This is a genomic window from Pantoea sp. (genome assembly GCF_028283705.1).
Lineage (GTDB): Bacteria > Pseudomonadota > Gammaproteobacteria > Enterobacterales > Enterobacteriaceae > Pantoea.
The window spans coordinates 119,691-143,241 of the sequence record NZ_JAPWKD010000022.1; the positions used below are offsets into that span (position 1 = coordinate 119,691).

Consider the following 23,551-nt stretch of genomic DNA (forward strand, 5'->3'; position numbering starts at 1 on the left):
GCAAAAAAGTAATGAAAACAGAAAATGCCTTTTCGCTGGTATCACATACCAGTGGCGAGCAGGATGACATAAATGCCCTGAGTGAGGCCTTTTCGTTAAAGGCATTTCGCTACATTGATATTGCCCGCGCAGAACGTCTGAATACCCTGGTGTCATGCTGGCCGCTACTTCAGGAATTAACGGCCGCACAGGAGCCTGAACGCTAATGGCGGTCATTGCTCTCCAGGGGCTGCGCGGCGGCTGTGGTGCCACTGCGCTCTGCGCCGCGCTCGGCTGGGCGCTGAACGCATTGCAGGAATCGGTGCTGGTCATCGATCTTTCCCCTGCAAATCAACTGGCTATTCACTTTAATCTTCCCATCACGGAACCAGCTGGCTGGGCACCCGCACTGCTCGCTAATCAACCGTGGCAACACCAGGCACAGCGTTACCTGCCAGGGCTGGATTTCCTGCCATTCGGCGCATTAACCCATCAGCAGGGGTTAAGCATTCGCACTGCCGGAGAGAAATTTGCTGAACCTTTGCTTAATGCTTTACCGTCACTGCAATCACAATACCGCTGGTTGATTATGGATATCCCGGCGGATGTGTCGCTCTGGCATCTGCCTTTTCTGCACGCCGCAGACCGGCTGGTGCAGGTATTGACCCCGGATGCCAACTGCCAGCTGCGTCTGCATCATCCACATTTTTTGCCGCACACCCTGTTTTTAATCAACCAGTTCAACGCCAACAGCAGACTTCAACAGGATCTGCATCAGCTGTGGATCAGTTCGCTGAACAACCTGATTCCCCAGGTGATCCATCGGGATGAGGCGCTGGCAGAAGCGCTGATGATGAAGCAGCCGGTGGGTGAATATCGCCCGCACGCCCTCGCCAGCGAAGAGATAAACACCCTGGCCAACTGGCTGCTGCTCAACGTACCGGGATCGGATAAATGAATCCGTTGCGTTGGTTGCTGGTGCCACAGGCGTGGCAGGCGCTGCAACAGCGCGCCCAATCAGCTCGCCAGCACGGTGCCGGCTGGCCGACCATCATTTTGCATCTGATGTGGTGTGTGCTGGCCTGGTCTCTGCTGCGCCTGGAAACGCCGGGCTGGCAGCGTATTCTGCAACAGCGTCAGCGTTACTATCCGCAGATTTCTCCACAGCGTCCGCGTCCGCTCGATTTCCTGCGCTATCTGTTGCAAAGCCTGTGGCTGCTGCTGGTGCTGCCACTGGATGACAACCCGCGCAGCGAGCGTCAGCGCTTCAACGCGTTTCAGCCGCTGTTCCGCTGGCGTCAGCAGTTGTACCGCTGGCTTGGCGCGCTGCCGACCAGGCTGGAGCAGCATCGTCTGACCCTGCGTTGCGAACAGCGTCTGCAGCGCTTACCACCGCGTCTGCGCCAGCTGCTGTTTATTACCGCCGCGATTGCCGCCAGCCTGCTGGCGTTGCTGTGTATTTCACAGCCATTCGGCATCATGACGCAGTTTGTTTTCGTGCTGTTGCTGTGGAGCCTGGCGATGCTGGTACGCCGCGTACCAGGACGACTGTCGACCATCATGCTGATTGTGCTGTCGCTCACCGTCTCCTGCCGTTATCTGTGGTGGCGTTATACCGAAACCCTTAATTGGGACGATCCTCTCAGCCTCGCCTTTGGTCTGCTGCTGATTGGCGCGGAAACCTACTCATGGACGGTACTGGTACTCGGCTATTTCCAGACGTTATGGCCACTCAATCGCCAGCCGCTTTCCATGCCTGCGGATATTTCCAGCTGGCCGAGCGTCGATATCCTTGTGCCGACCTATAACGAGCCGCTTAGCGTGGTGAAACCGACCATCTATGCCGCCATGGGCATCGACTGGCCGCGGGATAAGCTGACTATCTATATTCTCGATGACGGTACGCGTGACGAGTTCCGCGAGTTTGCCGCCGCGGTCGGCGTGCAATACGTGGTACGCCCGACCCATGAACATGCCAAAGCGGGCAACATCAACCATGCGCTGAAAACCCGCTGTCGGGGTGACTACGTGGCGATATTTGACTGCGACCATGTGCCGACCCGTTCGTTTCTGCAACTCTCTATGGGCTGGTTCCTGCAAGATCACCAGCTGGCGATGTTGCAGACGCCGCACCACTTCTTCTCCCCCGACCCTTTTGAGCGCAACCTCGGACGCTTCCGTCAAACGCCGAATGAAGGTTCGCTGTTTTATGGTCTGGTGCAGGATGGCAACGATACCTGGGACGCGGCGTTTTTCTGCGGCTCCTGTGCAGTGCTGCGTCGTAGCGCGCTGGATGAGATTGGCGGCATCGCAGTGGAAACCGTCACCGAAGATGCGCACACCTCGCTGCGCCTGCACCGCCGCGGCTATACCTCGGCGTATATCCGCATCCCGCAGGCTGCCGGGCTGGCGACCGAAAGCCTGTCGGCGCATATCGGCCAGCGCATTCGCTGGGCGCGCGGCATGGTGCAGATTTTCCGTCTGGATAACCCGCTGTTCGGTAAAGGGCTAAAACTGGTGCAGCGCCTGTGTTACGCCAACGCCATGCTGCATTTTCTTGCCGGTATTCCGCGGCTGATCTTTCTGCTGGCCCCACTGGCATTCCTGCTGTGCCACGCCTACATCATCTACGCTCCGGCGCTGGCGATTGCCATCTACGTGCTGCCACATATGCTGCACACCAGTCTGACCAACTCGCGTATTCAGGGACGCTGGCGGCACTCATTCTGGAGTGAAGTGTATGAAACAGTGCTGGCCTGGTATATCGCCCGCCCCACCACGGTGGCGCTGTTTAATCCACATAAAGGTAAATTCAATGTCACCGCCAAGGGTGGTCTGGTGGAAAAACGCCATCTCGACTGGGTGATCACCAAACCCTACATGATTCTGGTGCTGCTGAATCTGGCAGGCATCGTAATGGCCTTCTGGCGCATGGCTTACGGTCCGTCCAACGAAATCCTCACCATCTGGGTCAGCCTGGTTTGGGTGCTCTACAACATGGTCATCCTTGGCGGTGCGGTGGCGGTGTCGGTTGAAGCCCGGCAGATTCGCGAAGCCCATCGCGTCGAGATTGCCATGCCCGCCGCCATTGCGCGTGAAGATGGTCATATGGTGCCGTGCACGCTGCGTGACTACTCGGACGGTGGCGTCGGCGTAGAGCTACGCGAAGCGGATGCGTTGCAGGAAGAGGAGCCGGTATGGCTGCTGCTGCGTCGCGGTCAGCAGGAGTTCAGCTTCCCCTGCCAGGTGCAACGCGTATTCGGTCGCCGCGCCGGTATCCGCCTGCATCAACTCACCACCGAACAACACATTGAATTTATTCAATGTACCTTTGCCCGCGCCGATACCTGGGCGCTGTGGCAGGACGGATTCCCGGAAGACAAACCGGTGCAAAGCCTCGCCGACATTATGGTGCTGGGCTTTAAAGGCTATCTGCGTCTGGCGGAGTACGGGCCGCCGCAGCTGCGTCGTTTATTCAGCCTGCTCACCCGACTTCTGGGCTGGCTGGCATCACTGCTGCCGCAGGGTATTGGCCGCGTGAAAACAGAAAACACTCATTAAGTGATATGACCATGACGAGAAAACTGAGTTGGTTCACCGCCCTGCTGCTGGGCACCGCCACTGTGGCGCAGGCCGTACCGCAGCCCGCCGCCCCGGTTGCGCCCCAGGCCGCAGTTCAGACCGCGCTGCCGGTGGCAAATGACCTGCTGATGCCGAATGCGCCGCTGCGTGCCAGCCAGTTGCTGTTCAATCAGGTTGCGCCACCGCCGGGCAGCATGACGTTACGCGGCACGGTGCCAACCAGTCAGATTGAATTTGGCGTGCGCAGTGATGAAGTGGTGACACGCGCACTGCTGACCCTCAACTATCGTCCGTCACCGGCGTTAATCCCGACGCTGTCGCAGCTTAAGGTCTATCTCAACGATGAACTGGTCAGCCTGATCACCCTCACCGCCGATCAGCTTGGCAAAGAGAACCAGGCTCAGCTGGCGATTGATCCGCGCTTTATCGGCGACTTTAACCGCATACGACTGGAACTGGTCGGCCATTACGCCAACGTGTGCGAAAACCCGGCCAACAGCACCATCTGGCTGGATATCGGTAAAGAGAGCAAGCTCGACCTGACGCTGCAAAAGCTGCCGTTGAAAAACGATCTGTCGCATTTCCCGGAACCTTTCTTTGATAGCCGCGACAGCCGACCGTTGCAGCTGCCGATGGTGTTCCGCAGCGCACCAGACCTGCAACAACAGCGCGCCGCTGCCATCCTCGCCTCTTACTTTGGCAGCAAAGCGCAATGGCGCGGCCAGACCTTCCCGGTGCTGTATAACCAGCTGCCGAAGGAACAGCACGCGGTGGTGTTCGCCACCAACGACCAACGCCCCGATTTCCTGAAGGATATGCCACCGGTGGATAAACCCACGGTGACGATGGTCAGCCAGCCGGATAATCCGTATGAGAAAATGCTGCTGATCCTTGGCCGCGATGACAAAGATTTGCTGACGGCGGTGGAAGGGATTGCTCAGGGTGAACTGCTACTGCGCGGCGATAGCTCGACGGTGGATAACGTCAAACTGCTGGCACCGCGCCAGGCCTACGATGCGCCGAACTGGGTACGCACCGACCGTCGCACCACCTTTGGCGAACTGACGCAGTACCAGAACCAGCTCCAGGCAGACGGCCTGCAACCCAACCCGATCGCCCTGACGCTCAACCTGCCACCCGATCTGTTCCTGGTACGCGCGCGCGGTATCGATATGGACCTGATTTACCGCTACACCTCGCCGATTCAACAGGATGGCTCGCGTCTGGCGGTTCATCTGAACAACCAGTTTATGCAGGATTACCCGCTGACGCCGAAAGACACCGCAGCGAAGCAGATGCTGCACATTCCGCTGATTCAGGGGTTGCAGGATAGCAGCCGTCAGCTGACCATTCCGGCGTTGCGCCTTGGCGTGGTTAACCAGCTGCGTTTCAACTTCGACTACGCCAACACCTTTATTGGCGGCACCGCCGATGGACGCTGCGAAACCGTCACCGCCGTTGACCATCATGTAGTGATTGATGATCACTCCAGCATCGATTTCTCCGGCTATCGTCATTACATCGAAATGCCGTCGCTGCGCGCCTGGGCCAACGCGGGCTTCCCGTACAGCCGCTACGCCGATTTGGCGCAGACGCTGGTACTGGTGCAGCCGAAACCGAACAACAGCGAAGTCACCACCCTGCTGAATGCGATTGGCAGCATCGGTGCGCAAACCGGTTATCCGGCGCTGCGCGTGCAGGTCAGCGATGACTGGAGCAAAGCGAAAAACACCGATGCCGATCTGCTGATGATCGGCAGCATCCCGGACGATCTCCAGGACGACCGCAAGATCAACGCTCTGGTCGCTGCCGCCCGCAGTTGGATCAATATGCCAACCCGCCAGGTCAGCGCACCGAATATTCGCGCCTCCGCCGCTGACCGCGCTGTCGAAAGCCAGACCACCATCAGCTCACGCGGGCCAATGGGGGTGATTGTCGGCTTCCAGTCTCCGCTCTTTGATCAGCGCAGCGTAGTGGCGCTGCTGGCCGACAGCCCGCGCGGCTGGGATCTGCTCAACAACGCGATGCAGGACAGCGGCAAACGCGCCGCCATTTTTGGTGCCGCCTCGATCATCCGTGAATCAGGCGTTTACAGCCTGCGCGTCGGCGATACCTACTACGTCGGCCACCTGCCATGGTGGGAGCGTCTGTGGAACATGCTGGCGACCCATCCGGTGTGGCTGGCGGTGTGCGCGACCCTGGTTGTGCTGCTGTTTGCGCTGATGACATGGCGTCTGATGCGTATGGTGAGTCGCCGTCGTCTGGCTGAAGACGAAGACGATGAATAAAGCACGCGCGTTGCGGGTCAGCTTGCTGCTGGGCAGCACGCTAGGCATGCTGGCAGGTGCGGTCGCCGCCCCGGCTGGCCCGCAGGTGTCGCCGGTCGAATGGCTGCTGATGCAGATTCGCACCGGTGAATCGACCAACAAGTACGATCTGGTACAGCAGTCGCTGTACCGGCTGGAAAAAATCGACCCTGATAATCCCCAGGTGCTGGCGGCGCAGATCCGTATGGCGCTGCGTCAGGGAGATCAAACCAAAGCCAGGCAGTTGCTGGATGAACTGAAACGTGTGGCACCACAATCCGCTGCCGCCCGGGAATCCGCAGCCGGTCTGGCGTTGACCACAAGCGTTGGCCGCCAGCAGCTGCAACAGGCACGACTGCTGGCGGCTGCGGGCCGCCTCCCTGAAGCCAAAGCTGCCTGGGACACGCTATTTCACGGCGTCTTCCCGGATGTCACCACCGAGCTGGAGTACTGGCAACTGGTGGCGCGTCTGCCCGGCCAGCAGATGACGGCGTACCGTCAGTTGCAGGCGCTGGAGCAGCGTTACCCCGGCAATATTGGCGTGGAACTGCAACTGGCGCGCATGGCGTTTGATAACAATCAGCCGGGTGACGCGCTGACGCAACTGCGCAGCCTCGCCAAACGCGATGGTGGCCGTGATGCCGCCGCCGAGCTTTGGCTGCAACAGATTCAGAATCAGCCGGTCAGCGATCGCAGCGTCGCCAGTCTGCAACAATATCTCAGCATTTTTACCTCCGGCGATGCGCAACAGCGCGGACAGCAGGAGCTGGCACGGCAGCAAAAACTGCTGGCCGATCCGGCGTACCGTCAGCGCATGCGTGGGCTGGCGCTGGTCGATGCTGGCGGTGGCGCAGGGGCGATTGCCTCATTGAGCGCAGCGCTGAAAGCCACACCTGACGATGCCGAACTGATGGGCGCGATGGGCCAGGCCCAGGCGCGCGCCAATAACCGTGCCGCCGCCATTAGCTGGCTGGAAAAAGCGATCAAAAACGGCCAGTCCAGTACTCAGGTGGGCAAATGGCAATCGTTGCTGCAAACCAACCGTTACTGGCTGGCGATCAACAACGGGGATAACGCCCTGAAGAAAGGCGATATCGCCGGGGCGGAACGTCAATATCGCTACGCCCAGGCCATCGACAGTCGCGACAGCTGGGCGTTGATTGGCCTGGGCGATGTGGCGCAGGCACGCCACAACAGCGCGCAGGCGGAACAATACTGGCAGCAGGCGCAGCGAATGGATCGCAGCAACAGCACGGCGCAACGCCGTCTGACGGCGCTGCGCCGTGACCGCCTGCTCGCCGAAGCGGATGCGCTGGCACAACAGGGCCAGTGGCATCAGGCGGTGGTGAAGTATCGCCAGGCAGCGCTGGTGATTCCTGACGACATCTGGTTGTCGTACCGGCTGGCGGGGGCACTGCGCAACAGCGGGGAAGCCGCCCAGGGCCGCGCAGTCATCGACAATATGGTGCACCAGCATCCGCAGGACCCTGGCGCTGCCTACGCGCAGGCACTGTGGCTGTCCTCCGGTGATGAGGATGACACCGCGCTGGCGGCGCTCAACCGTCTGCCGCAGGCGCGCTGGGATGACAATATGCGTGGGCTGGCTGAGCGCCTTCATCAGCAGAAAGTCCTCGCCCGCGCCGACCGGGCGCTGGAGCGCGGCGATGCGCGCAGTGCGCTGGCGGCTTATCAGCAGGTGCTGCAACAGGATGCACACAACAATGACGCCGCGCTGGGACGTATCGAAGCCTTGCTGGCACTGCATCGCCCACAGGAAGCACGCCAGGCGTTGCAGCAATTACCGGCCAGCGTGGCGCAGGAAAGCCTCAACAGTGGCCGTCGCGTGGCGCTTGCCTGGCAGAACAGCGGCGACAGCGAGCGAGCGCAGCAGCTGTTTAGCGAGCTGAAAAACCGTGCGGCCAACGAAGCGCCGTCGCAGGGGAAAGCACTGGTGTATCGCGATGCCGCACGGCTGGAAACGCAGCGGCAACAGCCCGCCCAGGCGCAGCAGGACTATCGCCAGGCGATGGCCGCCAGCGGTATCAGCGACGTCGTCCCCACAGATAATGACAGCTACACCCGGTTAACCCGTAACCAGCCGGATGATGACTGGCTGAAGCGCGGTATCCGCAGCGATGCCGCCGATCTTTATCGTCAGCAGGACACCACCTTCACGCTGGAACAGGATTACTCACGCGATAAAGGCAGCGGCGGACGCTCAGACTTCACCGCCCACACCACCATGATGCAGGCGGAAACGCCGCTTGCTGATGGTCGTAGCTTTGTACGCGTCGATCATGTGCTGGTTTCGGCCGGCACCTTTGCGACGGAGAACGGCAGCCACAACGACCGTTTCGGCAGCTGTAACGATGACAACTCGGTGGCGGCTGTCGCCGTGATTTTACTCAGCGTGCCGAAGGCACCGCGCTGGGTATTGGCTGGCATAACGATCGCTGGTCAGCCGACGTGGGCACCACCCCGCTCGGTTTTGAGGTGACCAACTGGGTTGGCGGCCTGAGCTGGAAAACCGATGTCGATGATATCGGCGTGACACTGACGGCTTCACGTCGTCCGATTGCCAGTTCGCTGCTGGCATATGCCGGTGCGCGCGATCCGGCCACCAACGGCGGCAAAACCTGGGGCGGCGTGGTCGCCACCGGCGGTTCGCTCGGTCTGAGTTACGATCAGGGCGGCGCACACGGGGTATGGGCCGATCTCAGTGCGCATCAGCTCACCGGTGAAAACGTCGCGGATAACACCCGTGAACGTTTGATGGCCGGTTATTACTACAAGCTGATTAACGAGGACAATCGCCGCGCCACGGTTGGCTTGAACACGATGCTGTGGCACTACCAGAAGGATTTAAGTGATTACACCTTTGGTCAGGGCGGTTACTACAGCCCACAGCAATATTTGTCGTTCTCGGTGCCGGTCACCTGGCGTCAGCGCACCGAAAACTGGTCATTTGATTTGGGCGGATCGCTGTCGTGGTCGCATTCGCAGACCGACGCGCAGCAACGTTACCCGGTCAATCCAGGCTTTGTACTGGCATCGAACCCGATGTCGGACAGCAGCTCCGGCAGCGGTGTGGGTTATACCTTGCAGGCGATTGTGGAACGCCGATTAACGCCGCATTGGTTTGTTGGCGTGGCGATGGATATTCAGCAGGCGAAGGATTACACCCCGAGTCATGGGTTGTTGTATGTGCGGTATTCGATGGCGGGCTGGAACGGGGATATGGATATGCCGCCACAGCCGTTGATCCCCTACGCGGATTTTAAGTAGCGATGCAGTAGTCTGGCTCCGCAGGGGCTTCGTCCGCCAGCAGCGGTTTAGCTCCGCAGGGGTTCCGCCCGCCAGGCTTTAGGCAGTTTCAGGGCCGCCAACACCCCCGCCTGCAAGACCATCGAATAAAAACAAACAGCAAAAGAAAAACCAAAGACCGGCATGGCTAGGGCAGCGGGGGTGTGAGCGCCATCCGAACTCGCTGAGCGCGGGAACGATTCCAGGGTGAGCCGCATGGATGCGGCGAAAGGCGGCGTTGAGCAGGAGCGAATCGACGCCGGTCCGTCGGAAGCGTGAGTAAGCGAAGGGACCGCGAAGCGGCGAGGCAGGCGGCGCAGAGCCGGGGAATGCAAAGGGGGAGGCCATTCCCCCTTTGCTCGGTCGCCGCACCAGCGAACTGAAACTACTTCAGCCTATAGCGAACGAAACTATCTCGATCCGAAAACAACCCCTACGCGTCAGCGCCTTTCCTGATAGGCCATCCAGACCAGCAGTTGCAAGCTCGCCGAAAAGTAATTCTGATCCGCAGCCAGCCGGTCGCTGAGATACCCGGTTTCGCTCAGGGTTAAATCACGAATCGCCAGCAAACCGCCATCGAGGTTATAAGGCGCAGGCGTGTTCGCCAGCACATCAAACCACGCTGGCGTGGTTAAGCGACCATAGCCCTGCCAGACGCGCTGGAACGGCACCAGATGCAGGCTCTGCGGATCATACCACCAGATATTGAGCGGGATACGAATCGCGTCATAGCTAAAGCGATTGGAATACCCCACCGCCGGCGCCACCGAACCATCAGCATTCAGCGCCACCCAGTCGAGCGGCAAACCGCTTTTGCCAAAGTGCATATCTCCCAGCAAATCCATGCCATCGTCAATCAACTGATTCCACACGCGCAGATGACTGTGCTCGGCAAACTCACGCCAGGCGGGGAACAGGAAATAGGAGGGATTGAGCACGATAAAGCTGGTTTTATTGAAACCCTGCGCGCCCGGCAACATCACGGTATGCCCGGCATAGGTCATCACGTTATCCTTCACGATCGCGCGCTGAATGCGGTCCGAGGCCTGCTGATAATTGCCACCCCACTTCTGCGCCGCACGCTGCAACGCCCAGGCAATCAACACATCGCCATCGGAGGCATTATTTTTATCGGCAACCGGATCGGCAGCACCCGGCGTGTAACGCCAGTAAAACAGATCGTTTTGCGGATTGCGCAGATGACGCTGCGTCCACTGCCACAGCTTATCAAAGGTGGCGCGATCGTCATTCGCCACCGCCAGCAACATGCCGTAGCCCTGGCCTTCGGTATGGCTGACATTGTTGTTGGCCGTATCGATGATGCGGCCATCACTGCTCATAAAGCGACTCTTGAAGGTACTCCAGCCATTTGCGGCCGCCTGGGCGCTAAAAAACATCACCATCAAACACAGCATCCATTGACGCCAGAACGGCTTAACTCTCATCTCAGCATCCTATTGATATCGGTAGTGCAGCGTGCCGCCATCAAGTTTTTCCAGGGTAACCGGAACGGCTGCGCTGCCACCCTGCGCCTGCAACCATTGGGCATAGACACCCGCCAGTACCGCGCTAAAAGCCAGCTGCCAGCGTTCCGCGTCCACCAGGCTGTCACCCACCGGTAACGCATGGTGCTGAATCAGAATGGCGTTTTCTATCGGTTGTAACTGGGCAAAACCCCAGCTAAAACGCGCCAGCTGCAAATTGATTTCACGCTCCAGATCCTGCACGGTGCGCGCCTCCGGCAAAGGATAGCGTGCAGCCAGTGATTCGCCCACCTGATTCAGGAAACCTTCGGCTTCCTCACCGGCATTATCCAGCATGCCTTCAACCATCACGCTAACCAGATCAAACCAGCCCGGCTGATGCGGATGGCTGACACGCGCTGCCAATTGCTCACTCATTAGTTGTCTCCGAACATGTAACGGAAGTACAGATTCGCGGTGGTCTCGTTGTAATCGCCGAAGGTGTCATAACCTAACTGACCACCCACGGTGAGATCTCTATTGATCTTATAATCCGCACCGGCGTGCAGGTTATAACCAATACCATTCTTGCTGTCGCCATCGTAGTAAGCGCTCTTGACGTCGCCCGCATCCGCCAGTGCCTGCAGCTCTGCCTGCAATGTCGGATCGTTCGGGAAATAGGCGCTCCGATCCTGGCTGTAGGACTGGTAACCAATCGAGCCGCCAATATTCACCTTCAGGTCGTCAAACTTACGCGAGAAGTCGATAGGGAATGAGATCGACGCGTAGTTCTGCGGGCTGAAGTAACCGCCCTGACCATAGCTGAAGTAGCTGAGGTTTTTCGAGAAATCCATCCACGACAGACTCATCCCCACTTTCAGTTCGCGGTCATCGTAGTGGAACGGACGCACATAAGCTCCCGCTGTGGCCTGCACGCTATTGTTGCTGGCGACGTTCTCACCCAGATAGCTGTAGGCACCGCCGCCAACATAAAAACCGGCGTCGCCGTTGTCGTAGCTTAGCAGCGCGTTGCCGCCGTTCTTCGTCACCTGACCCCATTTCTTACCGGTGGCGGTATCTTCTGCTCCCACGTACGACAGCAGGCTATCGGTCACCGCACGACGCTCACCGGTCAGGATCAGCGTCAGGAAATCTGTCAGTTTCGGCGACCATTGCACGCCACCTACCATCGTGCTCAGATCCTGGCCGAGCGGCGTACTGCCGAGGTCAATTTTATAGCTGTCGCCTTTCAGTGCCAGATTCAGCTCAACCCCGTTGCCTTTCTGCGAATTTGTCGAGGAGGACGGCACATCGGTAACTTCGGCATCACCCGCCGCTACCACCGCGCCCTGAATCAGCGAGTTAGTACCGAAGCGACGCCATGCATCGCCAGCCGCACTGCCCGCCGACAGAGAAATTGGCGTCATGGTGAAGTCGAAACGTGAATCGCCGAACGGCACGGTGGAGAAGGTCAGCGGTGCTTTGGCTTCGGTTAGCTTACTCAGACCCGATTCGCCATCACGCCCACGAACCTGCACGGCACCCTGCGTCCAGGTACCGGTTTTCTCCTGCAAATCGTCCATCATGTCGTCGATCTGGCGCAGCGTGCGGCTCTGCTGCACCGCCGGAGTATTGCTGGCCAGCGTCACGCCACTGGCGCTGCTGGTCGCATCCGGGGCGGATTGCCACGGCATCACCGCGCCATAGCTGGACGGGGTGCGTCCCACCGGTGAAGTGCTGCGGTTGATAAACGGGTTGTCGGCCAGCGCCAGACCACCCACGGTCGGCACGCTGCCGGATTGCGCGCCCTGCAAGCCAATCAGCTGGCCGCGTGCGCTACGCAGATAGCTCATCGCCTGACTGTGCTCGCCGTTGGCTTCCGCCACCCGCGCCAGCAGCAACAGGCGATCCGGTGTCTGCTCATTACGCAGGCCACGCGCCAGGGTATTGGCGCGCTGCACGTCGTTCTGCGCCAGCGCCACGTTGATGGCCCCTTCGCGCGCATCCTGAGTCGGGGTGTCCTGAGTCATCAGGTAGTCATACACCACGCCCGCTTCTTTATTCATCTTGCCGGACTGATAAAGACGCGCCATCGCAAACATCAGGTCGCGGTTCTGCGGATCATGTTGCAACGCACCCACCAGCTTGTCATAGGCGGCAGCGTACTGTTTCTGCTCGCGCAGGCGATCCACTTCGTTGATAACGTAGCCGTTACGAATACCGGCCAGCTGGGTTGGCGTACTGCGCGCCTGCAATTCCGGGCTGCTGAGGAAGCTCTGCGCTTCGGTAGTCAGGCCGGCCTGATTGAGTACCGCCACCTGGGCGGCATAATCACCGGCGTTGCCCTGCACGCCACGCTGCATATTACTGCGCACCACTGAAACTGCCGTGGTGAGGTCCCCGGCTTTCGCCAGTTTCTGCGCCAGGTTCCCCGCATCCACCGGGTTAGCAGGCGGACTGGACGCCAGCGCGCGCAGGGTATTGGCGGCGGCGGCATTGGAACCCTGCGCCAGATACTGATCGGCGGTGTTCATTTGCAGGTTGAAGTTGACGCGTTGCGCCAGCTCACGCATATCGCTGCTTTTGCTGCTGTTGGGAATACGCGACAGCAACAGGCTGGCCTGCTGCCAGGCACCGCTTTCGCTGGCATTCAAAGCACCGGCGTAAAGCTCATTGGTGCTGGCACCGGTGCGCATCGCTGGCTGCATAATATTTGCCGCCATCATGCTGTCGCCCTGCCCACGATAGATGCGCGCTAAGTCGAGACGCAGCCAGCCATCGTCAGGGAAACGCGCAATACCCTGTTGCAGGGTGGCAATCGCCGCCGCGTTGTTGCCTGCCGCCAGTTCCCGCTTCGCCTGCTGACGGATCGGGTCGGTGCTGCTGCCGCGCGGTGCCACGCTCTGACGCACGCTTTCCGGCAACGATCCCAGCAGGGTGTTGGCCTCTGCGCTGCGGTTCTGCTGGCGCAGCACATAGAACAACCCTTCTTTGGCGTTACGGTTATCCGGGTCACCTTGCAGGATCGAACGGTAAGTCTGCTCTGCCTGTGGCAGTTGATTGGTACGACGCAACACATCCGCACGAAACAATTTGGCCGAGGTGCCCTGCTCGCCAGCGGCCTGAGTCAGCGGTTCGCTGAGTGCCAACGCCTGGGCGCTGTCGCCATTTTTCAGCGCCTGCTGTGCGGTCGCCAGTTGCGCGTAGAAGCGCGCATCGGTGGCCTGTTTCTGGCGCGTTGCACTCTGATCGCCACCCAGCTGCGCAGCGCGCGTCAGGTAATCGGCGGCCTCGGAATAACGTCCGGCACGCTGCGCCACGTAGCCCATACCGGCCAGCGCATCGGCATCCTGCGGGTTCGCCTGCAACACTTTTTCGAAGTTGTTCTGGGCGCTGCTAACATCACCGCTGTTGAGGGCGGTAAAGCCTGCGCCTTTTTCGGCACCGCCGACATTTTTACGGTAGTAATCCATCACCGCGTTGTCCTGCGGGTGACGTTGCTGCCAGGTCTGATACAGCGAGGCATCGGCTGCCTGCGGCCCCAGCCACAACAACGCCTGGCGCAGCGAACGGTCGGCGTCTTTGTTGCCATCCGCCATACTTGCCAGCACATCGATCCCTTCGCGACGGGTGGATTCCTGATACGTCATCGCCTTGCCCAGCGCCAGTCTGGCCCCGGTATCCTGCGGATGCGCGGCAGCGAACTGACGCAGCGCCTCAACGGCCTGCGGCAGCAGCGTGCGGTCACCCGCCATGGTCAGATAATATTCGGCTGCTACGCTCGGCGGCGGCTCGTTGCCGCTGAAGGTGTTGCGCCAGGTCTGTAACGCGGCGGCGATATTGCCGCTGCGCGCCTGCTGACGTGCCAGTGACAGCTGCGATTGTGGAATGCTTTGCAGCTGACGCGCGTTGTCCAGCTCAGTGAGATGGCTATCGTTCGGTGATACCTGGCTCAGGCGCGCGCGCCATTGTGAAGCCGCCACGTTATCACCGCTTTGTTGTGCGTAAAGCGCCAGCAGATACAGTGCCTGAGTGTTATTCGGTTCCACCATCAGCACTTTCTGCAGCGAAGCCTGCGCCAGGTCGTCATGCGCTTTCTGATGCCAGTAAGCCGCCTGATCAAACAGCGCCTGTAGCGCAGGGTTAGTACTCTCGGCCGCCAGCAGCGGCTGAGAGAGTGTCAGTGCCCCACCCAGAATCAGGGCGTGGCGAATACCGGCGCTAATCAGATGTTTTTTCATTGTTTTTATCCTTACTTCTTGCCGGACTTGCTATCACCCTGCGGATTGAGACGTCGCCAGGCGTGACGTTTCAGCATCGCCCAGGCGCTTCCCCCCACCAGTGCCGATACCAGCAACGCGGCCAGTGCCATCAGCACCGAGTGTTGGTTGGCATACCACACCACCATCATGTACCAGGGCATTTCACCACTCGGGAACTGGGGTCCGACGCGGAAACTGCGGATACCGTTTTCATCGGTGATGATGGCGGTGTCGCCGCGAATACCCGCGTTAATCCGTGCCGAGTTCAGGTCGTTATGCAGACGTGTCAGCTGGTCATCGCTGGTGGCGACCGTCATCACCACCAGGCGATCCGGGTTCCACGGCGAGCGATAGCTGAGAAAGCCGCGCCAGGCTTCATTCGAAGAGAAGTAACGATCGGCATCCAGCTGCTGGCGATACCAGTCGCCGGTCAGCCAGCCACGCAGCTTGTCCCAGGTAGTCGGGTCCTTCACCCCCAGCGTATTGCCGCTGGTCTCATAAGGTGTCCCCGCCAGCATTGCCTGGTTAAAGGCGCTGTTTTGCGTGGTGCTCACCGCCAGCAGATCGCTGTGCTCCAGACGCGTCAGATTGGTGCCGCCATTCGGCATGCCGAACAGCACCTGGTTTTGCGCCAGCGGTACGCCGGTGGCGTTACCGGCACGGGCCGCCATATCCAGCAGGGTGGAGATCTCCGCGTCGCTCGGTTTCTCCGGCAGCATCAGCGTGGTCTGGGCGAAATCGGCCAGACGCGAGAACGGGAAGGATGCACCAACGAAGTACGACAGGTTCGGCAGCATGGTGAAGTGACGCGTATGGCTCAGGTCGATCGACGAGTCATCTTCAATGCGGCTCTTGATGTTGTTGTTCAGCAACACACCGCAAGGGGCATCCGCTTTCGGCTTGATGTTGAAGTACAACGCCAACTGGTTATCCCCGTAAATCAGATAGGGATCGAGCTTCAGCGTGTAGTTTTCCTGGCGTGCATCGCCACCCAGACGGTGCCATGCGCTCTCCAGCAGGCCGACTTTGTTCACCGTCAGGTTACGCAGGAAGGTGCCGTTCAGCATCACGTTGAGGAACGAGTTGTTCTCGTCGATCCAGCTTTCCGACGGGAAACGATAGTGCAGGTTCACCGGAATGGTGTCGCCGTCCCACATAAACAGGTCCGGCGCGGCGCGGAAGTTCACGCTCAGCGCGTCGTGCCAGATGCCGGTGGTGGTCAGGCTCTGATCTTTACGCAGCAGCTCACTCAGACGCACCGGACGGCTGGTGTTAATCCAGCGCGGCGCATCATAAGGCTTACGCAAACCAATCGGCTGCGTCTGCACATTCATGCTGCTGGCATCGGTGGTCAGCGGATGCGTGGTGAGACGGTTCGCCGCCTGACGCAGCTGCGCATCATCCGCGCCACTCACCAGCAGCAGCTTGTACACCGGGTTGATCGGGTTATCAACCATTTGCAGGGTCGGGCCGTTGGCGGCCGGGAACGTCAGCGGGCCGATTTTATCGCCCGGATGACCAAACAGAATGCCGTTGTGTTCCGGCAGATCGCCGCGCACCACCGGGAAACGAATGCCACGGTAATCCGACTGAATACCCAGCCACGAAGCCACCAGCGCCGCCGCACTGACAGTATCCGGTGCCACATCATTGGCAAAACCAATGGTGACGGTGGCGGGCGTCATACGCAGCGGATCAAGAAATGGACGCGGGAAGTTACGCAGGGCGGTGCCGATGTTCAGCTGCTGCCCTTCCATGCTCAGCGTGGTTTTCGGCAGAATCGTCACCTGATACTGGCGGGCGCTATCTTTCTCGCACAGCAATTTGTCGGCGTCGTTAATCTTGAAGCTGAGGTTGTTGCTGGACACCACCATCGCCGCCGGGATATCAAGCTGGTAATCACTGACATCGCTGTCGCTGGAGCCGAGTGGCAGCGTACCCAGCGGCTGGCCGTTAAGCATCAGTTGCAGCGAGGTATTACGTGACGCCAGCGCCGCAGAGACACGCAGAGACAGGTTGAGGCGCGCATTGGTGATCACTTCATCACCCGGCAGGGTAAAGACGATACCGGATTGCAACTGGCCGCCGGTCAATACGATCCCCTGCGGCTGGCCCATCTGCGCCACGGAAATCACGGTGCTGACCGGCTGATTCAGCGGTGCCGCAGCCACCACCGGTGCCGCGACAGGAGCGGGAAGCGGTGCGGGGGTCGGTAACACAATATCCGATGCCGGTGCCTCGCTGGCTGCCGCAGGCGCATCGTTTTCCGTCGCCGGGGCATTTTCTGCCGGGGCGTAAGGGGCACTGCCTGCCGCCGCTTTAAGCTGGGCATCCGCGTTGCTATCCAGCCCCTGCGGCGGGGGCACCTGTCCCAGGGCAGAGCTATCCTGCGTCACCGTTGCCGAGGTATCCGCCCAGGCAGGCACCAGCAGCAGCGCGGTTGCCAGCGAACTTGCCAGCAACGTTTGCATCAGATTCTTCATGCTGCGCTGTCCTCTTTCACGGCAGGCTGAGCGTCCTGCTTGCCTTTGTTGCGACGATCTTTCCATGTCAGCCAGAACAGCTCAAAAACGGTACGCACAATGGTGCCAATCGACAGCAACGGATTGTCCTGCTTGTACTGCGGCTGAATCCACGCATCGGCGCGCGCCAGCACCACGCGCACCAGTTCACGGCGACGCGACAGCGGCATGGCTTCGAAACGCAGACGAATGGTTTCTTCGTCACCGGAAATTTTGCTCACCGGAATGGTGATAGCACCGGATTTCAGCAGCAGATCAATCTCTTCGATTTCATCAAACTCATGACGACCGTCCGGTGCATCGAGCTGCGCGCCACCCATCGACAGGTTGCTGGTCATGGTGCGCGACGAGATACCGCTGGCGTAGTGAATAATCGCCGGGATTTCTACCTCAATACGGATGGTTTTACGCACCTGTTTGGTTTCGCGCGCCACCGCAATCGCCGCCATCAGGATAATCAGGCTGAACACCGCCCAGCCGACGTTCAGGGCGATAACGTAAGGGTCCACGCCAAAATAGTTATGCATGGTGGCACGTACCACGCCTGCCACGATGCCCACCGTCAGCAGTGCCGCCACAATCACATGGGGACGCACGATATGGAAATCGAAGAAGCCCTGATCCAGTACCCCGCCTTTATCCGTGACGTTGAATTTGCCGTGTTTCGGCGAAAACATGGTCAGGATAGTCGGGATAACCAGGTGGAAACACATCACCGTTTCGTAAATCTCACCCCAGAAGGTGTAGCGGAAACGGCCATTCATGCGGGAGTTGACATACAACGACATCACCAGATGCGGCAATACGTAGGCGAAGATCAGCGATGCCGACGAATGAATGATGTTCAGGTTAAACAGCAGGTACGCCAGTGGCGCAGTCAGGAACGCCACGCGCGGTAAACCAAACTGGAAATGCAGCATGGCGTTGAGGTAGCACAGACGTTGCTGCCATTTCAGACCACGGCCCAGCAGCGGATTATCGACGCGGAAAATCTGCGTCATGCCACGCGCCCAGCGGGTACGCTGAATAACGTGCAGACCAAGACGCTCGGTGGCCAGACCGGCGGCCAGCGGAATCGACAGGAACGCCGAACCCCAGCCCAGACGCTGCATTTTCAGCGCGGTGTGCGCATCTTCGGTGACGGTTTCAACCGCAAAACCCCCAATCTGCTCCAGCGCGCTACGGCGAATCACCGCACAGGAGCCACAGAAGAAGGTGGCGTTCCAGTTATCGTTACCCTGCTGTACCGGGCCGTAGAACAGCGAACCTTCGTTCGGGATGCTGCGCGCTGCGCGCAGGTTACGCTCGAACGGGTCCGGCGAGTAGAAGTAGTGCGGCGTCTGCAACAGCGCCAGTTTCGGATCTTTCAGGAACGGTCCGACCGTCGCTTGCAGGAAGGTGCGGGTGGCGACGTGGTCACAGTCAAATACGCAAATCAGCTCACCTTTGGTGATTTTCATCGCGTGGTTGAGGTTACCGGCTTTGGCGTGGCGGTTATCGTCACGGGTGATATAACCGACACCCACATCCGCAGCAAACATGGCAAACTCACTGCGCTTACCATCATCCAGTAAATAGATTTTGAGTTTGTCGCGCGGGTAATCAATACATTGTGCCGCCAACACCGTATCGCGAACCACATCAAGGCTTTCGTTGTACGATGGCACATAAACGTCCACCGTCGGCCACAGACTGGTGTCATCAGGCAACGGTTCGATGGTGCGTTTTAATGGCCAGGTGGTTTGCAGGAAGCCAAGAATTAAGATCAGCCAGACATAAAGCTCGGCAAGATATAAGCCGATGCCAAGAATGGCTTCAACCTCTGAATTAAATTGCAGAGTCTCCGTGGTGCGCCACCAGATATATCGGGTTGACATGAGCGCGGAGAGAATGACCATCACCACTGTTATTTTGCGGCTTTTGCTGAAGCCCATTAAAAACATCATACCGATGCTGATTAAGCCAAAGATATATTGTTTCTGGCTATCCATCGGCGTAATGATGATTACCGCTGCGACCGGTGCAAGCACCAGCAGCAGCAGGTAAAACCCGAGTTTTCTCATGATTCACCTGCGGAGCTGTGTTGTTTTTATTCGCGGTCTGGCAAGGCCAGACTATTAATAATGACTGCGAATGGGTGCCTGAACTTCGCCGTTACCCACGGTGATATTCAGGATATTGGAGACACGTCTGGCAACCAGCTCAATATCAAACGCTGCCGCAGATGCAGGGCTGAAATCAAAAACAGATTGCTGCGACGCATTGGCCTCCGCGACACTTTCATCACGGTGCACCACACCCAGTAAATTGTCCCCCAGACGCTGCTGCATAAAAGCAGTGACTTCACGGCTTATATTGCGGCGGTTATCGCTCTGGTTGAGAACAAAATAGTGTCCACGTTTATTATTCAGTGGCTGACCAATCATGCGGTCATTTTCAATTTGCGGCAGCAAAGAGACGGACGCGGTATCTGCCAGCATCACCACTAAATGCATATCGGCCAGTGCCGTCATCGCCTTTAATGCCGGACCCGGGCCAGGCGGAAAATCCGCAATGATCACCAGTCCCGGATAATTCAGCACCGTATCCAGACCGCGCCGCAGAAAATGCGGATCTTTCGCCAGCCGCTCTTCAAAACGCTCACGCTGTTCTTCGGTGACGTCACCGTAAGGCATGACAAAAATATTGCCGCCGGTGGTGAGAATCGACTGACTCCAGTCTGCCTGCTCATCCGAGCGCGCCACAAAGCCGCGACCATCATGCAGCGGCACACCAAAATGCAGACGCAGTGCATTTTGTACGTCAAAATCGATTGCCAAAACTTTGCTGCCTGCGCGGGCCAGACTCCAGGCCAGGTTGGCTGCCATTGTGGTTTTCCCTACTCCCCCTTTAGGCGAGCACACACAAACTAACGGCATAGCGCAATCTTCTCCAGTAACGGTTTCAGTGGTGTATCTTTCGACAGGTTCGCGGGCGCAGCTGGCCGTGAACGGAATAGTGCGCCAAAGCGTGACGGTGCCGCAGAAGGCTGAGGCGCAGGCGCGACCGGTGATACAAAAGCTGGCCCAGGCGCAACGGCAGCCGGGGCCGGGGCCGGGGCCACTGGAGCAGGCGCCACCCAGGGTGCAGGTTCAGGTACAACCGCCTGAACAGGGGCCGCTGGGGCTTCAGCCGGTTTTGGCGGCGGAGGCGGAAACAGCGATGTGGTCGCCTGGCGCTCAACATGGGTCGCTTTTGGTGCCACTGGCATGATCGACGGCGTAGGCCGGGATGTTTCAGGTGGAAACAGCGATGCTGCTGGCTGAGGCTCAGCCACCGCAGGCGCAGCTGTCACTACCGGGGCAGCTGCCAGGCTATCGAGAATTGAACCCCGCACGCTGCTGGCAACGGGTGTCGCCTGCGGTTGCGGCGCAGGAGCAGGAGCAGGAGCAGGAGCAGGAGCAGGAGCAGGAGCAGTAAATTCGTTACCCCGAATCGGCTGCGGCTGCGGCAAATCAATACGCTGGCCACCACCTAAGATTTCCTGATCTTCGTCCGCCGCCAGCTGACGAATAATCGCCCACTGACTTTGGTCCGCTTCCTGCGTTTGCCCAGACATATCCTTAAAAGCGATATCCAGCGTCTGCGTTTTTTCCTTAAAACGCTGCAAATCGTCGTAATTCTTCATGACCAGGGGCCTGTTAAGGAGGGGGGAATTTTTCGCGAATATATCACATACCTTTAAACACAGTGAGAGAATTCTGATTATTAAAGCGTCGCATTCAATAAAAGAGTTTTATCTTTCTGATTGAAAAAAAGGTAGCAATATAACGATCCATCTGCTTATTATCCGGAATTAATTAATATCGATTAACTGAAATAATCACGGTGATAACATTTCTATAACCCACTGAAAAATCACCAACCCTCTGCAATCTGCGGATTTTTCATACGTGTGATGAGCTTCACACAATCCTGACAAAATTCAGAATTTGTCCTGGCATTGAGAAGAATTTTTAAGACCAGCCAAAGACGGATGAAATGATGTAATGAATTTTTCTGTTTTTGCATAATCAATGCTTCGAGCGTTAATTTTATTGAAGTATAGACGAGCAAATGAAAAAGGCCCCATTCGGGGCCTTAAACAATCACCATAATACTTTTATGCGCCCGTAATTGGCTGGTTCTCATCCTGATCGACAGCGAAGCAGGCAATCTGCTGTTCGCCATAGGTTTTCAGTTTCGGCTGCAATTGTACGCAGGTACCAAAACGGCGGCGGCAGCGCGCATTGAAAGCACAGCCCGGCGGTGGGTTTAGCGGGCTGGGCAGCTCGCCAGTCAGTTTAATACGTTCACGACGCTCATCCGGATTCAGGCGCGGCGTCGCCGACAACAGTGCCTGGGTATACGGATGACGCGGGTTACTGAAGATCGCCTCTTTGCTGCCTTTTTCCACACAGCGTCCCAGGTACATCACCATCACTTCATCGGCGATATGTTCCACCACCGACAAATCGTGGGAAATAAACACATAGGACAGGCCAAGGTCCTGCTGCAGGTCCATCATCAGATTCAGCACCTGCGCACGCACCGACACATCAAGCGCCGACACCGGTTCATCGGCGATCAGCACATCCGGGTCGAGCATCAGACCACGCGCAATGGCGATACGCTGACGCTGGCCGCCAGAAAACATATGCGGGTAACGATCATAATGTTCGGTTTTCAGGCCGACCTTCGCCATCATCTCCAGCGTTTTCTCGCGACGTTCCGCTTTGGTCAGCGTGGTGTTGATCACCAGCGGCTCTTCCAGAATCTGGCTGATTTTCTTGCGTGGATTGAGTGAGCCATACGGATTCTGGAACACGATCTGAATTTTCTGGCGACGCAGTTTCTGCGCCTGAGGATCGTGCTTCAGCAGATCCTGACCGTGCCAGTACAGCTGCCCTTCCGTCGGGGTTTCAATCATGGTCAGCAGGCGGCCAAGGGTGGACTTACCACAGCCCGATTCCCCGACCACTGCCAGCGTTTTACCGCGTTCCAGGTTGAACGACACGCCATCAAGCGCTTTCACCAGACGTTCCTGGCCGAACAAACCTTTCTTCACCGGGTAGTGTTTTTTCAGGTCAATCGCCTGCAGCAGGTAATCCTGCTGTGTATTTTCATGACTCATAAGTCGGTCTCCCGGCATCATCCAGTGGGAAGTGGCATTTGGACTGGCGGCCCGGAATATCGCGCAGCTCAGGTTCTTCGCGACGGCAACGGTCAGTCACATAGGGGCAGCGCGGATTCAGCAGGCAGCCGGTCGGACGGTCATATTTGCCCGGCACCACACCCGGTAGCGACGCCAGACGCGCTTTATCCTCCGCGAATTCCGGCAGCGCGCGCAGTAACGCCTGAGTATAAGGATGACGCGGTGCTTTGAAGATATCCGCCGCTTTGCCGCTTTCCACCACCTGGCCGGCATACATTACGATGATGTGCTGAGCCGCTTCGGCCACCAATGCCAAATCATGGGTGATGAGGATCAGCGCCATGTTCTCCTGCTTCTGCAACTCCAGCAGCAGTTCAATGATCTGCGCCTGGATGGTCACGTCGAGTGCGGTGGTCGGCTCATCGGCGATCAGCAGTTTCGGTTTGCAGGCAATCGCCATGGCGATCATCACGCGCTGGCTCATGCCGCCGGACAGCTGATGCGGATACACATCCAGACGCGAGGCCGGATCGGGAATCCCCACCTGCTCCAGCAGGTCAATCGCCCGCTGACGGCGAGTGCTACGGCTGCCGCCCTGATGCACTTTCAGCGCTTCCATAATCTGGAAGCCCACGGTGTAACACGGATTGAGGCTGGTCATCGGGTCCTGAAAGATCATCGCCACTTCCGCCCCCACCAGCTGACGACGCTCTTTTTCAGAGATGCGTTGCAGATCGCGCTGATTAAACTCCAGCTTCTCTGCCATCACCCGGCCGGGATAATCGATCAGGCCCATAATCGCCAGTGAACTGACGGATTTGCCGGAACCGGACTCACCAACAATTCCGACCACCTGGCCCTGCTCAACCTGATAACTGATGCGGTCAACCGCACGGAACGGTGTTTTTTCGTCGCCAAAATGCACCGACAGTTTTTCTACATTTAATAACGCCATCTCGGT

General features: G+C 58.5%; 13 protein-coding genes and 1 pseudogene. 5 read left to right on the forward strand and 9 right to left on the reverse strand.

The features are described 5' to 3' along the window. The first annotated feature begins 11 nt into the window (after positions 1 to 11). The 5 genes and pseudogenes from bcsR to bcsC all read left to right on the forward strand — a co-directional run bounded on the left by bcsR (position 12) and on the right by bcsC (position 9,152). The gene (gene bcsR, locus PW844_RS19625) at positions 12 to 206 is read left to right on the forward strand and encodes a cellulose biosynthesis protein BcsR (protein WP_084871685.1); all 195 of its coding nucleotides are present in this window, start codon (positions 12 to 14) and stop codon (positions 204 to 206) included. Next, complete coding sequence (bcsQ, locus tag PW844_RS19630; protein WP_299455460.1) at positions 206 to 937, forward strand: cellulose biosynthesis protein BcsQ; 732 nt, start codon at positions 206 to 208, stop codon at positions 935 to 937. Before bcsR ends, bcsQ (PW844_RS19630) begins: the two co-directional genes overlap by 1 nt. Continuing rightward, on the forward strand, positions 934 to 3,540 hold the full coding sequence (gene bcsA, locus PW844_RS19635) for a UDP-forming cellulose synthase catalytic subunit (RefSeq protein ID WP_299455462.1): 2,607 nt from the start codon (positions 934 to 936) through the stop codon (positions 3,538 to 3,540). Before bcsQ (PW844_RS19630) ends, bcsA (PW844_RS19635) begins: the two co-directional genes overlap by 4 nt. Positions 3,541 to 3,551: 11 nt before the next feature. Then, entirely contained in the window at positions 3,552 to 5,849 is a 2,298-nt protein-coding gene (gene bcsB, locus PW844_RS19640; protein ID WP_299455464.1) for a cellulose biosynthesis cyclic di-GMP-binding regulatory protein BcsB, read from the forward strand. Further along, a pseudogene (gene bcsC / locus PW844_RS19645) lies at positions 5,842 to 9,152 on the forward strand (cellulose synthase complex outer membrane protein BcsC). The gene bcsB (PW844_RS19640) and the pseudogene bcsC overlap by 8 nt, the downstream one beginning before the upstream one ends. Positions 9,153 to 9,610: 458 nt before the next feature. Here bcsC and PW844_RS19650 read toward each other — a convergent pair. From PW844_RS19650 to dppD, 9 genes are all read right to left on the reverse strand, one after another. Continuing rightward, on the reverse strand, positions 9,611 to 10,615 hold the full coding sequence (locus PW844_RS19650; RefSeq protein ID WP_299455466.1) for a glycosyl hydrolase family 8: 1,005 nt from the start codon (positions 10,613 to 10,615) through the stop codon (positions 9,611 to 9,613). 9 nt (positions 10,616 to 10,624) lie between these two features. Then, a complete protein-coding gene (gene bcsD, locus PW844_RS19655; RefSeq protein ID WP_299455468.1) occupies positions 10,625 to 11,071 on the reverse strand; it encodes a cellulose biosynthesis protein BcsD in 447 nt (148 codons plus the stop codon). Then, the gene (locus PW844_RS19660; RefSeq protein ID WP_299455470.1) at positions 11,071 to 14,874 is read right to left on the reverse strand and encodes a cellulose biosynthesis protein BcsC; all 3,804 of its coding nucleotides are present in this window, start codon (positions 14,872 to 14,874) and stop codon (positions 11,071 to 11,073) included. Before PW844_RS19660 ends, bcsD begins: the two co-directional genes overlap by 1 nt. An 11-nt stretch (positions 14,875 to 14,885) precedes the next feature. After that, positions 14,886 to 17,378 carry a cellulose biosynthesis cyclic di-GMP-binding regulatory protein BcsB gene (bcsB, locus tag PW844_RS19665; protein WP_299455472.1) on the reverse strand — a complete coding sequence of 831 codons (2,493 nt, stop codon included), beginning with the start codon at positions 17,376 to 17,378 and terminating at the stop codon, positions 14,886 to 14,888. Next, positions 17,375 to 19,480 (reverse strand): UDP-forming cellulose synthase catalytic subunit, encoded by a 2,106-nt coding sequence (gene bcsA / locus PW844_RS19670; RefSeq protein ID WP_299455475.1) that lies wholly within the window; start codon positions 19,478 to 19,480, stop codon positions 17,375 to 17,377. The genes bcsB (PW844_RS19665) and bcsA (PW844_RS19670) overlap by 4 nt, the downstream gene beginning before the upstream one ends. 54 nt (positions 19,481 to 19,534) lie before the next feature. After that, entirely contained in the window at positions 19,535 to 20,335 is an 801-nt protein-coding gene (bcsQ, locus tag PW844_RS19675) for a cellulose biosynthesis protein BcsQ (protein ID WP_299455477.1), read from the reverse strand. Further along, entirely contained in the window at positions 20,326 to 21,084 is a 759-nt protein-coding gene (bcsO, locus tag PW844_RS19680; RefSeq protein WP_299455479.1) for a cellulose biosynthesis protein BcsO, read from the reverse strand. The genes bcsQ (PW844_RS19675) and bcsO overlap by 10 nt, the downstream gene beginning before the upstream one ends. A 474-nt stretch (positions 21,085 to 21,558) precedes the next feature. Then, a complete protein-coding gene (gene dppF, locus PW844_RS19685) occupies positions 21,559 to 22,569 on the reverse strand; it encodes a dipeptide ABC transporter ATP-binding subunit DppF (RefSeq protein ID WP_299455481.1) in 1,011 nt (336 codons plus the stop codon). Then, positions 22,559 to 23,545: a dipeptide ABC transporter ATP-binding protein gene (gene dppD, locus PW844_RS19690; RefSeq protein WP_299455483.1), complete on the reverse strand. Its 987-nt coding sequence runs from the start codon at positions 23,543 to 23,545 to the stop codon at positions 22,559 to 22,561. Before dppD ends, dppF begins: the two co-directional genes overlap by 11 nt. Positions 23,546 to 23,551: the final 6 nt, after the last annotated feature.